The 13228-nt window shown below is 72.5% G+C and carries 11 protein-coding genes and 2 pseudogenes; 3 read left to right on the top strand and 10 right to left on the bottom strand.

The genetic code is table 11. The features are described from left to right. Positions 1-2 precede the first annotated feature (2 nt). The 10 genes and pseudogenes from KIS93_RS14920 to KIS93_RS14875 all read right to left on the bottom strand — a co-directional run. A pseudogene (locus KIS93_RS14920) lies at positions 3-401 on the bottom strand (sensor domain-containing protein); the annotation flags it as partial. Then, complete coding sequence (locus KIS93_RS67465; RefSeq protein WP_186404241.1) at positions 368-649, bottom strand: sensor domain-containing protein; 282 nt, start codon at positions 647-649, stop codon at positions 368-370. The gene KIS93_RS67465 and the pseudogene KIS93_RS14920, both read right to left, overlap by 34 nt. A 72-nt stretch (positions 650-721) precedes the next feature. Further along, positions 722-1465, bottom strand: coding sequence for a carbon-nitrogen hydrolase family protein (locus KIS93_RS14910; RefSeq protein WP_080037006.1), 744 nt, complete (start codon positions 1463-1465; stop codon positions 722-724). Between the two features lie 4 nt (positions 1466-1469). Continuing rightward, positions 1470-3062 carry an ABC transporter ATP-binding protein gene (locus KIS93_RS14905; protein WP_080037007.1) on the bottom strand — a complete coding sequence of 531 codons (1593 nt, stop codon included), beginning with the start codon at positions 3060-3062 and terminating at the stop codon, positions 1470-1472. Further along, positions 3059-4084: a serine hydrolase domain-containing protein gene (locus KIS93_RS14900; RefSeq protein WP_080037008.1), complete on the bottom strand. Its 1026-nt coding sequence runs from the start codon at positions 4082-4084 to the stop codon at positions 3059-3061. The genes KIS93_RS14905 and KIS93_RS14900 overlap by 4 nt, the downstream gene beginning before the upstream one ends. Continuing rightward, positions 4081-5268 carry an anhydro-N-acetylmuramic acid kinase gene (locus KIS93_RS14895; protein ID WP_080037009.1) on the bottom strand — a complete coding sequence of 396 codons (1188 nt, stop codon included), beginning with the start codon at positions 5266-5268 and terminating at the stop codon, positions 4081-4083. The genes KIS93_RS14900 and KIS93_RS14895 overlap by 4 nt, the downstream gene beginning before the upstream one ends. Then, entirely contained in the window at positions 5265-6167 is a 903-nt protein-coding gene (gene murQ / locus KIS93_RS14890) for an N-acetylmuramic acid 6-phosphate etherase (RefSeq protein ID WP_080037010.1), read from the bottom strand. The genes KIS93_RS14895 and murQ overlap by 4 nt, the downstream gene beginning before the upstream one ends. Further along, positions 6164-6982, bottom strand: a complete 819-nt coding sequence (locus tag KIS93_RS14885; protein WP_230466001.1) for an ABC transporter permease — start codon at positions 6980-6982, stop codon at positions 6164-6166. The genes murQ and KIS93_RS14885 overlap by 4 nt, the downstream gene beginning before the upstream one ends. Further along, positions 6979-7944, bottom strand: coding sequence for an ABC transporter permease (locus KIS93_RS14880; protein ID WP_080037011.1), 966 nt, complete (start codon positions 7942-7944; stop codon positions 6979-6981). Before KIS93_RS14880 ends, KIS93_RS14885 begins: the two co-directional genes overlap by 4 nt. Next, a complete protein-coding gene (locus KIS93_RS14875) occupies positions 7941-9485 on the bottom strand; it encodes an ABC transporter substrate-binding protein (protein WP_080037012.1) in 1545 nt (514 codons plus the stop codon). The genes KIS93_RS14880 and KIS93_RS14875 overlap by 4 nt, the downstream gene beginning before the upstream one ends. An 80-nt stretch (positions 9486-9565) precedes the next feature. Here KIS93_RS14875 and KIS93_RS14870 point away from each other — a divergent pair, with 80 nt between their 5' ends. The 3 genes and pseudogenes from KIS93_RS14870 (at position 9566) to KIS93_RS14860 (ending at position 13152) form a co-directional block, all read left to right on the top strand. Then, on the top strand, positions 9566-10447 hold the full coding sequence (locus KIS93_RS14870) for a MurR/RpiR family transcriptional regulator (RefSeq protein WP_080037013.1): 882 nt from the start codon (positions 9566-9568) through the stop codon (positions 10445-10447). Positions 10448-10512: 65 nt separating this feature from the next. Next, positions 10513-11406 carry a sulfotransferase family protein gene (locus KIS93_RS14865; protein ID WP_080037014.1) on the top strand — a complete coding sequence of 298 codons (894 nt, stop codon included), beginning with the start codon at positions 10513-10515 and terminating at the stop codon, positions 11404-11406. 79 nt (positions 11407-11485) lie between these two features. Further along, positions 11486-13152: pseudogene (locus KIS93_RS14860) on the top strand (arylsulfatase). Positions 13153-13228: the final 76 nt, after the last annotated feature.

The following is a 13228-nucleotide window of genomic DNA, read 5'->3' as shown; positions in this document are numbered from 1 at the left end:
GTTCACGCGAAGCGCGGCTCGGTGACCATCCCGCCGGAGGGCGCGCGGGTGAGCATGGCCTGGGCCAGGCTCGCCTTGAGCAGCGCCGCGCCGCGCACCACCGGCACCAGCGTCAGCGCGAACAGCACGCCGGCCACGGTGTTGAAGACCACGAAGGTCACGGCGTCGCCGCCCAGCCCGAGCAGCCGGGGCAGGCTCTCCTCCATGCCGGGCAGGGCCGCGATGAACCAGCCGTACAGGGGGAAGGTGAGGCCGGCGATCGTGCCGGCCCACCAGACGGCGGTGAGGATCGAGGCGAGCAGCGCGATGGGGAAGCCGATGATGGCGTACAGCAGGTCCATGACGGCCTGCCCGCTGGTCAGCGGGTTCAGGGTGCGGCGCAGCCGGCCCGCCCGCGCGGGGCGGGCCGGTACGGCGGGCGGGCCACGGGGCGGCCGAGCACGCCGGGCAGCGCGACGCGCTCCAGGTCGGCAAGGTGCCGGGCCATGGCGGCGGTGGCGGCGAGGACGGGCAGCCCGGCGAACACGATCGCGGTGCCCAGCCCGGCCGAGATCCCGACCACGACGACGGCGAAGGACACGACCGCCATCGGCAGGCCGAGCAGGGTGTAGCGGGTGTCGGTGGCGAGGCGGTGCCGGAGGGTTGTCATGGCAGAGACGCTACGGGCCGGGCCCCGTCCCGCTCGATCCTGCGCGCGGCCCAGTGAGGGGTAGGGCCAGCCCTACCAAGGCTCCTGACGGAAGCCGCGCTCGCCGCGGTCGTCGCGGAAGGCGTCGAGGCGGTCGAAGTCCAGCTCGTGCAGCGAGACGGGCGCGTCCGGCGGGCCGGTGAAGAAGCCGGTGTGCGTGCGCGGGCACGGGTTGGCGAAGCCGGTCACGCCGGCGCAGGGGTGGCCGAGGTAGGTGGTCTCGTGGTGCCAGTCGCTGACCGCCACGTACGTCATGAACTCGTAGGCCCGCGCCACGCTCATGTGCTGCCATAACTCGCGGGCCGGGGCGGGGCCGTCCCAGCGGGTGACGGAGAAGGCGGGCACGAGGACGGCGTCGAGCCGGTCGTGGCCGGCCAGGCTGGCGGAGTACCACAGGTCGGCGCACAGGAGCACGTGCAGGCGGCGGCCGGCCAGCTCGAAGCCGGGGCCGGGACGGCCGGGGCGCACGCCGGAGCGCAGCTCCAGCCCATACGGGTGCGCCTTCTCGTACTCCATGAGCAGGGTGCCGCGCCCGTCGAACACGGCGCCCCGGTTGAGGGGGCCGTCGTAGTGGGAGCCCCCGACGACCGTCATGCCCGTGCCTTCGGCCAGGGCGCGGACCCTGGCCAGGTAGTCGGCGCGGGGCAGGCTGGAGCCCGCGAGTTCGGGCAGCAGCACGACGTCCCCTGCGCGGGCGGCCAGCAGCTCCTCGATCGCGTCGAAGTTCGCGTGACCGTCGGGGGACCAGTGCGGGGGTTGAACGAGGAGGATCTTCACCTCTCTACTGTGACCGGCCCGGGATGGCGGCGAGCAACTCGCGGGTGTAGTCGTCGGAGGGGTGGTCGAAGATCTCCTCGGCGGTGCCGCTCTCGACGATCCGGCCGTCGCGCATGACGTGCACCGCGTGCGAGATCATCCGGACGACGGCCAGGTCGTGGCTGATGAACAGGTAGCTGAGCCCGAGCTCCCGCTGCAGCTCGGCGAGCAGCTCCAGGATCTGGGCCTGCACGAGCACGTCCAGCGCCGAGACGGCCTCGTCGAGCACGACCAGCTCGGGCGACAGGGCCAGGGCGCGGGCGATGGCCACCCGCTGCCGCTGGCCGCCGGACAGCTCGTGCGGCAGCCGTCCCGCGAGCGAGGCCGGCAGCGACACCTTCTCCAGCAGGTCGGCCGCCGCCTTCCTGCGCTCGGCGGCGGTGCCGACGCCGTGCACGCGCAGCGGCTCGGCGATCGACTTCTCCACGGTGTAGCGGGGGTCGAGGGAGGCGTACGGGTTCTGGAAGACCGGCTGCACGCGGCGGCGGAAGGCGAACAGCTCCTTCCTGCCCAGCGCGGTCAGGTCGGTGCCGTCGAAGCGGATGCCGCCCGCGGTGGGGGTGTCGAGGCCGAGCAGCAGGTTCGCGGTCGTCGACTTGCCCGAGCCGGACTCGCCGACGATCGAGACGGTACGGCCGCGTGGGATGGCGAACGACACCCCGTCCACCGCGGTGAACTCCTCGGCGGTGCCCCGGATCGGGAACACCTTGCGCAGCCCGTCGACCACGACGAGGTCGGGTGCGGGGGCGGGCGGCGCGCTGACGCGGACCGACGACAGGCTCGGCACGGCGCCGAGCAGCCGCTTGGTGTACTCGTGCGCGGGGTCGGCCAGGATCGCGGCGGCGGGCCCGGTCTCGACGATCTCGCCCTGGTACATCACGGCCACCACGTCCGCCCGCTCGGCGGCCAGCGCCAGGTCGTGCGTGATGAGGAAGACGGCCGTGCCCATCTCGGCGGTGAGCGCGGCGAGCTGGTCGAGGATGCGCCGCTGCACGGTGACGTCGAGGGCGGAGGTCGGCTCGTCGGCGATGAGCAGCCGGGGCCGGCAGGCCAGGCCCATGGCGATGAGCGCGCGCTGCCGCATGCCGCCGGAGAACTCGTGCGGGTACTGCCCGATCCGCCGATCCGGGTCGGGGATGCCCACCATGTCGAGCAGCTCGAGCACGCGGGCCCGCGCCGCCCGGCCGGTCGCGACCCCGTGCACCTGCAGCGCCTCGGCGATCTGGTCGCCGACGCGCATGAGCGGGTTGAGGTTCGACATCGGGTCCTGCGGCACCAGGCCGATGCCGGCGCCGCGGATCGCGGTCATCTCACGCCGGCTCGCGGTGGTCAGGTCGCGGCCCTCGAACAGGACCTGCCCGCCGGTGATGCGGCCGTTGTCAGGCAGCAGCCGGTTCACGGCGGCGGCCGTGGTCGACTTGCCGGAGCCGGACTCGCCGACCACGGCGACGGTCTGGCCCGGCTGGATCTCCATGGAGACGTTCCTGACGACGGTGACGTCCCGCTCGCGGGTGCGGAAGGCGACCGACAGGTCACGGATCTCCAACAGCGGGCTCATGCGGTCCCCGTTCGGTGTGCGATGTCCTGCAGCAGGGCGGTCCAGAGGTCGTCGGTGGGCGTCGGCGTGCCCTCGACGAGCAGGCGGTTGCTCGCCAGCGCCAGCGCGACGTCCCGGCCGGGCACGAACCCGACCGCGCAGCCCACGTAGCCGGGGTGGCCGAGGACGGTGACGGTCTCGCCCGGCAGCTCCAGCGCGTACCTGCGGAAACCGAGCGCCTGCTCCTGGTCGGGGCCCGGGCTGAAGAACTCCCTGACGACCTCCGGCCGCCACAGGTGGTCGTACTCCTCGTACCGGGACAGGGCCAGGCCGTACTTCAGCAGGTCGGGCACCGTCGAGAACAGGCCCGCGTGCCCGGCGACGCCGTCGAGGGCGTGGTAGGCGTTGCCGTCGGCGACCTCGCCGAGCACCGGCCCGGTGCGCCAGCGGGCGAAGTCGCCGCTGCGGTAGGGCACCGGGTACGGGCGGCCGGTGTCGAGCATGGTCATCTCGGCCCGGTCGTCGAGGGCGCTCATGGCCACCTCCGAGCCGGCCGGGCGGGCGTAGGTGGTGGAGGTCAGGCCCAGCGGCCGGGTGACCAGCTCGGCCAGCGCCCGGTCCAGGCGCAGGCCCGTCACCTGTGTGACGATCCGGCCGAGGAGGATGAAGCCCAGGTCGGAGTAGTGGCGGGCGCGGCCGGGCCGGTAGCGGGGCGGCGGGAGCTGCGGCTGGATGTAGAGCGGCCACCACTCCCACAGGCCGCCGCGGTGCAGCAGCAGGTCCCGCACGGTGATCGCCTCGTACGACTTCGGCAGGTACGCGCTCAGCGGCGCGTCGAGGTCCACCAGCCGGTCCGACACCAGGCGGATGAGCATCGTGGTGGTGGCCACGACCTTGGTCACCGAGGCGAGGTCGTGGTAGGCGTCCATGGTCATGGGCGCCGCCCCGGTGCCGTCCGGCAGGACCGTCCGGTGTCCGGCGCACTCGTCGAGGTCGAACCAGGGCGTGCGGGCCGCCATGATCAGGCCGGGTGGCGCGTTCATGCCAGCCTCAGGGAGCGGGGCGGATCGGCGAGCGGCGCGGGCAGGACGAGCGGCCCGGCGCCCGGGGTGAGCGTGCCGAGGATGCGGGGGCTCGCGGCACCCGTCCCGCCGGGCACGGTGCCGGGCAGGCCGTGCGCGGTCAGCCAGCCGATCAGCGCGAACGCGATCGCCTCCTTGTCGTCGGAGGGGGCGCCGTAGTCGTCGGACGGCGAGACGGCCACGCCGGGCAGGGCGGCGCGCAGGCCGTCCATGACGACGGGGTTGCGGCAGCCGCCGCCCGAGACGACCAGCGTGCCGACTCCGGCGGCCCGCACGTCGTGGGCGACCGTGCGCACGGTGAGCTCGGTCAGCGTCGCAACGAGGTCCCCGTCGCTCACCGGCACCCCGGCCTCGGCCAGGGCCGCCTCGACGTACGCGAGGTGGAACAGCTCCTTGCCGGTGCTCTTCGGCGCCGCCAGCCGGTAGTACGGCTCGTCGAGCAGCACCTCCAGCAGCCGCTGCGACACCCGCCCCGACGCGGCGATCCGGCCGTCCTCGTCGAAGCCGCGCGGGTGCAGGCCCCGGCTGGTCACCACGGCGTCGATCAGCGCGTTGGCCGGGCCGATGTCGTAGGCGTACAGGGTGCCGCCGCGCACCACGGTCATGTTCGCGATGCCGCCCAGGTTGAGCGCGGCGGCGGCGCCGCCGTCGTGGCCGGTGTCGTGGCCGGTGTCGTGGTCGGCGAGCAGCAGCCCGTCCAGCACCGACACCAGGGGCGCCCCGTGCCCGCCGGCGGTGATGTCCCTGATCCGCACGTCGGACAGCACGGGCGCGCCGGTCCGCTCGGCGATCCAGGCGGGTTGCCCGATCTGCAGGGTGCCGAGCGCGTGCGCGCCCTCCACCCAGTGGTAGACGGTCTGCCCGTGCGAGACGATCAGGTCGACCGGCCCGGCCGCCTCGATCGCCGCGGCGGCGGCGCCGGCGAAGCTCTGCCCGATGAGCGTGTCCAGCACGCACACCTCCGCGAGCGTCGCGGGCGCGGGCGGCAGCGCGGCGACCAGCCGCGCCCGCAGCTCATCCGGGTACGGCGTGCTCGCGGTGTGCGCCAGACGGCCTTCGAGCACGCTCCCGACCAGCTCGAAGTCCACCACCGCCACGTCGATCCCGTCGTGCGAGGTGCCGGAGATCATCCCGAGAACCTTCATGACAGCTCCCCCAGAGCCGCTCGCAGCCGCCCGCCGGCCGCGGCCAGCCGGGCCGCCGCCTCCTGCGGCGACAGGCCGAAGCGCGTGGCCACGACCGCCTGCTTGACGTTGAACCCGTTCGCGTCCAGGGCGGCCAGCGCCTGCTCGCGCCCGCTGCCGGTGATCGTGCGGACCATGCGCACGGCCCGCTCGCGCAGCTTGCCGTTGCTCGCCTTCACATCGACCATGAGGTTGCCGTACGTCTTGCCGAGCCGCACCATCACGATCGTCGAGAACATGTTGAGCACGAGCTTCTGCGCCGTGCCCGCCTTGAGCCGGGTCGAGCCGCTGATCACCTCGGGCCCGACCAGCACCTCGATCGCGTGCTCGGCCTCCCGGCTCAGCGGCGTGCCCGCGTTGCACGACAGCCCCACGGTCAGCGCGCCGAGCTCGCGCGCCCGCCGCACGGCCGCCAGCACGTACGGGGTGCGCCCGCTGGAGGCGATGCCCACCACGCTGTCCAGCGGCCCGATCCCGGCGGCCGTCACGGCGGCGGCCCCGGCCTCCTCGTCGTCCTCGGCCCCCTCGCAGGGGGCGACGATCGCGCTCTCGCCGCCCGCGATGATCGCGAAGACCTGCTCGGGCGGCGTGGAGAACGTCGGCGGGCACTCGGAGGCGTCCAGCACGCCCAGCCGGCCCGGTGTGCCCGCGCCCACGTAGACGAGCCGGCCGCCGGCCTCCATGCGGGCGGCCGTGGCCTCGATCGCGGCCGTGATGCCGGGCAGTGCCGCGGCCACCGCGGCGGGCACCGTCGTGTCGGCCGCGTTCATGGTCGCGGCCAGCTCGCCGACGCTCATCGTGTCGATGCCGGCGAAGCGCGGATCGGCCGACTCGGTCGTCAGTTCTGAGAGGTTGTTCACCGGCTGCCTCGATTCCGGGGGTCGAAGGTGTCACGCAGGCCGTCGCCGAGCAGGTTCAGCCCCACCACGAGCAGCACGACGACCACGCCCGGCGCGATCAGCGTCCACGGGGCGACGAACACGAGGCTGCGCGCCTCGAAGATCATCGAGCCGAGCGACGGCGCGGGCGGCGGGGTTCCGAGGCCGAGGAAGCTCAGCGACGCCTCGGTCAGCACCGCCCACGACAGCGACAGCGCCACCTGGACGACGATGATCGAGGTGATGTTCGGCAGCACGTGGCGCAGCATGATCTGCCAGCGGCTCTGGCCGGTGGAGACGGCCGCCTTCACGTACTCGATCTCCCGCAGCGACAGGACGGGGCCGCGGGTGACGCGGATGAAGATGGGCACGTACACGATGGCGATCGCGACGGCGATGGTGAACCAGTTGCGGTCCAGCACCGAGGCGAGCGACAGCGCCAGCAGCAGCGGCGGGAACGCGAACAGCACGTTCGTCACGCCGCCGATCGCGCCGTCGGCCAGGCCCCGGTAGAAGCCGGAGACCAGCCCGCCGAGCGTGCCGACCACGGTCGCGAACGCCACCGCGACGACCGCGATCAGCGCCGAGTTGCCCACCCCGGCCGCGACCCGCGAGAACACGTCGCGTCCGAACTGGTCGGTGCCGAACAGGTGCGCGCCGGACGGCGCCTGGAAGCGCGACGGCGGATGCTGCGCGACCGGGTCGTAGGGCAGCAGCCCCAGGTACGACAGCAGGGCCACGACCGCCAGCAGCGCGAGGAGCACGACGCCCGCGATCGCCGCGGGGCTGCGCCTCACGATGCCCTCACCCGCGGGTCGATCACCCGGTAGAGCAGGTCGGTCAGCAGGTTGACCAGCACGAACGCCAGCGCGATCACCAGCACGGTGCTCTGCACCACCGCGTACTCCTTCTGCTGGATGCCGAGCAGCACCTGCCGCCCGATGCCCGGCACGGAGAAGATCTGCTCGACGACGACGGCGCCGCCGAGCAGGTAGCCGAACTGCAGCCCCGTCATGGTCACGATCGGCACGAGCGCGTTGCCGAGCACGTGCCTGACCTGCAGCCGCCGCTCCGGCACGCCCTTGGCGCGGGCGGTGCGCACGAAGTCGTTCGAGCGCACCTCCAGCACCGCCGTGCGGGTCGTGCGCAGGATGGGCGCGGCGATGCCGAAGCCGAGCACGAGCGCGGGCAGCAGCATCTGCTGGAGGTTGAGCAGCGGGTCCTCGACGAGGGTGGCGAAGCCCTGCCCGTTCGGGTTGAACCCGAACGACGCCGCGAAGATCGACAGCAGCGTCGTGGCCAGCAGGAACGCCGGGATCGACAGGCCCGCCAGGCTCACGACCTGGCCGGCGGCGTCCCTGGCCGCGTTCGGGCGGGAGGCGGCGAGCATGCCGAGCGGCACCCCGATCAGCAGCGCCAGCGCGATCGACAGCACGGCCAGCTCGAACGTCACCGGCAGCGCGTGCAGCGTCAGCTCCAGCACGCTCTGCTGGGAGCGGGCCGAGTAGCCGAAGTTGCCGGTGAACAGGTTGCCCAGCCAGGAGAAGAACTGCGTGACCAGCGGCTGGTCCAGGCCGTAGTACTGCTCCAGCGCCTGCCGCTGGGCCGGGGTGAGCGCGGCGGCCTCCGTGCCCAGCCCGGCGGTGATCTGGTCGCCGGGCAGCGCCCGCAGCATCACGAAGACGACCACGGCCACCCCGAACAGGATGCCCAGCGTCTCCGCGACCCGCCGCACCACCCGGTTGCGCAGCACCCTCATCGGACCGCGGTGGTCCGCAGGTACTGCAGCGAGCCGCTGGCCATCGGCGTGAAGCCGCTGACGTTCGCCGTCGTGGCCGTGTAGGTGTAGCCGGCGAACAGCCAGATCCAGGCGGCGTTGTTCTCCAGCTCCGCGCCGATCTTGTCGTAGACGGCCTTGCGCGCCGCCTGGTCGGTGGTGGCCTTGCCCTGCGCAAACAGCTCGTCCAGCTCGGGGGAGCTGTAGCCGGCGACCTTGTTCAGGTTGCCCTTGCTGGTGAAGTAGCGGCCGTAGGAGCCGTCGGGGTCGGGCCGGCCGCCGTTCAGCGCGACGGCGGCGTCGAAGTCGGCCGCCACCCAGCGGTCCACGAACGCGCCCGACTCCAGCACCTCCAGCTCCAGGTTGATCTTCGCCTCGGCGAGCTGCGCCTTGAGGTTCTGGGCCTCGTTGACGGAGGTGGCGTACTCGCCCTGCGACACGATCGTCTTGACGGTCACGCCGCCGGACTTGCCGGCCTTGCCGAGGTACTCGGCGGCCTTGGCCAGGTCCCGGTTCGGGCAGGGCCGCTTGTTCGGGTCCGACTTGAACGCCGGGGCGGTGATCGGCCCGGTCACCTCGCCCTCGCCGAGCGCGGCGGTGTCGAGCACCTGCTTGCGGTCGATCGCGCACTGGATCGCCAGGCGCACGTTGACGTCCTTGAGGTCGCCGTGCTGCGCGTTGAGCTGGAGCACGTGGTAGTTGAGCTGCGGCGTCTTGGTCACGGTGATCGTGCCGCCGCCCTCGGCGGTCTGCGCGACGAGCGGGTCGTTGAAGACGGCGAGCTGCACGTTGCCCGACTGCATGGCCGAGACGATGGACGACTCGTCGGGGATCACCCGGAACTCGACGGAGGCGACCTTCGGCTTCTCCGCGCCCCAGTACCTGTCGTTCCTGGTGAGCGTGATCGACTGGCTGGCCACCCGCTTGCCCAGTGTGAACGGCCCCGTGCCGTTCGGCGTGGCGGTCAGCTTCTCCTCGGTGTCGTCGGAGGAGAGCATCGCCATGTTGACGGTGGCGAGGTTGGCGGGCAGCGCGGCGTCGGGGCCGGTCAGCTCCAGCACCACGGTGCTCGCGTCGGGCGCCTCCACGGACTTCACCGAGGCCAGCGACGCCCGCGCCACGGCCGCCGTCTTCTCGTCCATGATCTTGTCCAGGGACGCCTTGACGTCTTTGGAGTCGAACGCGCTGCCGTCGGCGAACGTGACGCCCTGCCGGAGCTTGAGCGTCAGCTTCTTGCCGTCCTCGGACGGCTGCCACGACTCGGCCAGGCCGGGCACCACGTTCAGGTCCTTGTCGAACTCGGTCAGCGTGCCGTACAGGTTCTGCAGCACGTTGACGGCGGTGAACTGGGTGGCCTTCCAGGGGAAGAGCGTGTCGGGGTCGGAGGTCACGCCGACCACCAGCGAGCCCCCTGAGGCGGCGGCGCTTCCGGCGGGGGCAGGCCCGGAGGAGGACGAACAGGCGGTGAGGGCGAGGGACAGCGCGGCGGTCAGGCAAACCGCGGAGACGGCGCCACGGGGCATGTGGCCTCCTCAGGGCAGTGGGTCATAAAATTACGCAGACCCTACCATCGGGGTATTTTCTTTCCAGCGACGGGGTGACAATGGCCGAGGACGCCGAGACGCTGCTCATCCGCATCCGAGCGGCCATGCCCGCCCTGCGGCCGTCGGAGCGGCGCATCGCCGAGACGTTCGCCGGCGACCCGGCCGCCGCCGCCAACCTGTCGATCGCCGAGCTGGCCGGCCGCTGCGGCACCTCGACGACCTCGGTGGTGCGCTTCTACCAGCGGATGGGCTACGCCCACTTCAAGGACTTCCGCATCGACCTGACCAGGGCCGTGGCCAGGGAGGAGCTGGCCGCCTCCAGCCTGCCCGAGGTCTCCGGCGACATCGACAGGAACGACAGCCTGGCGGGCATCGTCTCCAAGGTCGCCATGAACGAGACGCTCTCCATCGCCGACACCGCCCGCATGCTCGACGTGGAGGCGCTGGGCGAGGCCGTGGCGCGGCTGCTGGCCGCCCGCCGCATCGACACCTTCGGCGTCGGCGCCAGCGCCCTGGTCGGGCTCGACCTGCAGCAGAAGCTGTCGCGCATCGGCCGCACCGCGATCAACTGGCACGACTCCCACTCCGCCTGGACGTCGGCGGCCACGCTCGGGCCCGGCTGCGTCGCGGTCGCCGTCTCCCACAGCGGCGCCACCGTCGACACCGTCGAGTTCCTCGCCATCGCGCGCAAGACCGGGGCCGGCACCGTGGCGATCACCAACTTCCGCGACTCGCCGCTGGCCCGCGCCGCCGACGTGACGCTCACCACGGCCGCGCGGGAGACCGAGTTCCGCTCCGGCGCGCTGGGCAGCCGCATCGCCCAGCTCATGGTGGTCGACTGCCTGTTCACGGGGGTCGCGCAGGCGTCGTACGAGGAGTCGATGCAGGCGCTGCGCAACACGTACGCGGTCGTGCACGACCGGCGCGTCAAGCGCACGTGAACGTGCGGCATCTTCACAGCCCGGATTCACCTGCGGTTCACTGGCCCGCCCTACCTTGAAGCCCCATGAACTGGAGGTACCGGGCCAACGCCACACTCGAGGGCCTGACGGGATACACAGTGACGCGCAAGCTGCGCAAGGAGCCGCCCAAACCGCCACCGCCGCCCAAGGTGCCGCTGGAGCTGCAACGGCTGCCGGGCGACAAGGTGCGCCCGCCCGTCGATCCCGCGCACGACCGGCTGCTGCGCGAGCCGGTCTTCCTGCTGTCGTCCGTACGGTCCGGCTCGACGCTGCTGCGCGTCATGCTCAACAGCCACTCCCGCATCCACTCGCCGATCGAGACGCACTTCAGGCGGATGACCGTGGGCCTCGGCACCGACCCCGTACGCCAGGCGATGGAGCTGCTCGGCCACACCCACAGCGACATCGAGCACATGATGTGGGACCGGCTGCTGCACCGCGAGCTGACCCGCAGCGGGAAATCCGTGCTGTGCGAGAAGACGCCCAGCAACGTCTTCGCCTGGCGGCGCATCGCCACCTGCTGGCCGGACGCGCGCTTCGTCTTCCTGCTGCGCCACCCCATGTCGATCGTGCAGTCGTGGCACGAGGCCGACCCGGACAAGCGGCCCATGAGCGAGGCGGTGCCGCGCACGCTCAGCTACATGACGTACCTGGAGGAGGCCCGCACCCACCTGGAGGGGCTGACGGTGCGCTACGAGGAGCTGACCGCCGACCCCGAGGGGCAGCTGCGCCGGATCTGCCTGTTCCTGGGCGTGGAGTTCGAGCCGGCCATGCTGGAGTACGGCAAGAAGGACCACGGCGGCTTCGTCAAGGGCATCGGCGACTGGCGCGACAAGATCCGCACCGGCACCGTCGTGGCGGGCCGGCCGCTGCCGACGCCCGACGAGATCCCCGCCGAGCTGCACGACATCTGCCGGACGTGGGAGTATCTCGCCTGACAGGAGGCTCACCGGGCCGGTTGCGACTCTGTGACAGAGTTCGCTTGCGATTTGCCCGCCATTCGCCCGAGCCTCCGATATGTTGCCCTTCGTGATCAACGGGCCTTCGCGCCGAGCTTTACTCGCCGGTACCTTCGCCGGCCTCGCCCTGCCCGCGGTGACAGCCGCGGGCGCCGAGGCCACCTCCCGCAGCGGCAGCCAGAAGGGCAGCCTGCCCAGGAGGCCGAACATCCTGCTCATCCTCGCGGACGACCTGGGATGGGGGGAGATCGGCGCCAACGGGCAGCGCCTGATCCGCACCCCGAACCTCGACCGGCTGGCGGCCGAAGGCGTGCAGTTCAAGACCGCGTACTCGGGGGCGCCGCTCTGCGCCCCTCGCGCTGCTCCCTGCTGACCGGCCTGCACAACGGCCACAGCACCGTGCGGGAGAACCCGGAGGGCGGCCCGCAGCACGCGCTCACCGACGCCGACCTCACCTTCGCCGAGCTGCTGCAACTGTCCGGCTACCGCACCGCCTGCATCGGCAAGTGGGGCTTCGGCCCCGAGCAGCCCGACCAGCCCTCGCACCCGAACGTGCGCGGCTTCGACGAGTTCTTCGGCTACATCGGCCACCGCCACGCCCACCAGTACTTCCCCAAGTACCTGTGGCACAACGGGCAGAAGGTGCAGCTCGACGGCAGCAAGTACGCGCCCCACCTGTTCAGGCAGCGGGCCGTCGAGTTCATCAACGCCGACAGCGACCAGCCGTTCCTGCTCTACTTCGCCACCAACCTGCCGCACTCGCCGAGCGTCATCCCCGGCGACGCCGGGGAGTACGAGACCAAGCCGTGGACCGCCGCGAACCGCCGCCACGCCGCCCAGGTGGCCCGGCTCGACACCGACGTGGCCGCGCTCGTGCGGGCCCTGCGCGACGCGGGCCGGGCCGAGGACACCCTCGTGCTGTTCACCAGCGACAACGGCCCGCACCGCGAGAAGGGCGTGACGCCCTGGCTGTTCGACTCCAACGGCCCCTACCGGGCCGACAAGCGCGACGTGTACGAGGGCGGCATCCGCGTGCCGCTGATCGCCTGGTCGCCGGGGCTGCGCCCGCGGGTGGAGCGGCAGCCGGTGGCGGCCTGGGACCTCCTGCCGACGCTGGCCGACCTGGCGGAGACGCCCGTGCCCGCGCACCTCGACGGCCTGTCCTTCCGCGGCCTGCTCACCGGCGAGGGCGCCCCCAAGCACACCCACCTCGTCTGGAACCGGCCCCGCAAGGCCCAGGCCATCCGCCGGGGCCGGTGGAAGCTCGTCAGGTTCGCCCCGCACATCGCCGGCGCGGGCCCCGAGGGCCGGGTCGAGCTGTACGACCTGAGCAGGGACCCGGGGGAGAGCCGCGACATCGCCGCCGCCAGGCCGCAGATCACCCGGGAGCTGATGGAGCTGCTCGACGACTCGATCGGGGAGGACCCGCGCCTGCCGTACGGGCTGCGTACCGAGCTGACCGGCGGGCAGGTCGTGGTGACCCTGCACAACGGCTCCGCCGTGCCGTGGACGCAGGTGGAGCTGGGCCTCGACGGCAAACGCCGCACGCGGGCGCACACCGTCGCCCGGGTGGACCCGGGGACGGCCATCTCGGTCGGCTTCCCCGCGCCGTCCGGTGGCCGGATCACCGCGCGCGCCGACTTCCAGGCCGGCGGCCGCTCGCACGTGTTCCGCCGCGCGCACCGGGGCGGCGAGAGCCCGATGACGCTCACCTCGACCGGCTGATCGCCGAGGGGGTGCGGGCCCCCTCGGCGCATTTTGGTGACGAAAGGTGATGACACAACTACAGAAAGTTGACACT

Origin of the sequence: [Actinomadura] parvosata subsp. kistnae (genome assembly GCF_900323885.1) — a bacterium.
GTDB classification, from domain to species: Bacteria; Actinomycetota; Actinomycetes; order Streptosporangiales; family Streptosporangiaceae; genus Nonomuraea; species Nonomuraea composti.
The sequence above is the reverse complement of the archived record's forward strand: the minus strand, read 5'-3'. Positions and strand labels throughout refer to the sequence as shown.

Bases quoted from the DNA above. Each gene is read 5' to 3' on its own strand.
- KIS93_RS67465 (WP_186404241.1), bottom strand. From the start codon at position 649: ATGACAACCCTCCGGCACCGCCTCGCCACCGACACCCGCTACACCCTG.
- KIS93_RS14905 (WP_080037007.1), bottom strand. From the start codon at position 3,062: ATGAGCCCGCTGTTGGAGATCCGTGACCTGTCGGTCGCCTTCCGCACC.
- KIS93_RS14900 (WP_080037008.1), bottom strand. From the start codon at position 4,084: ATGAACGCGCCACCCGGCCTGATCATGGCGGCCCGCACGCCCTGGTTC.
- KIS93_RS14895 (WP_080037009.1), bottom strand. From the start codon at position 5,268: ATGAAGGTTCTCGGGATGATCTCCGGCACCTCGCACGACGGGATCGAC.
- KIS93_RS14880 (WP_080037011.1), bottom strand. From the start codon at position 7,944: ATGAGGGTGCTGCGCAACCGGGTGGTGCGGCGGGTCGCGGAGACGCTG.
- KIS93_RS14875 (WP_080037012.1), bottom strand. From the start codon at position 9,485: ATGCCCCGTGGCGCCGTCTCCGCGGTTTGCCTGACCGCCGCGCTGTCC.
- KIS93_RS14870 (WP_080037013.1), top strand. From the start codon at position 9,566: ATGGCCGAGGACGCCGAGACGCTGCTCATCCGCATCCGAGCGGCCATG.
- KIS93_RS14865 (WP_080037014.1), top strand. From the start codon at position 10,513: ATGAACTGGAGGTACCGGGCCAACGCCACACTCGAGGGCCTGACGGGA.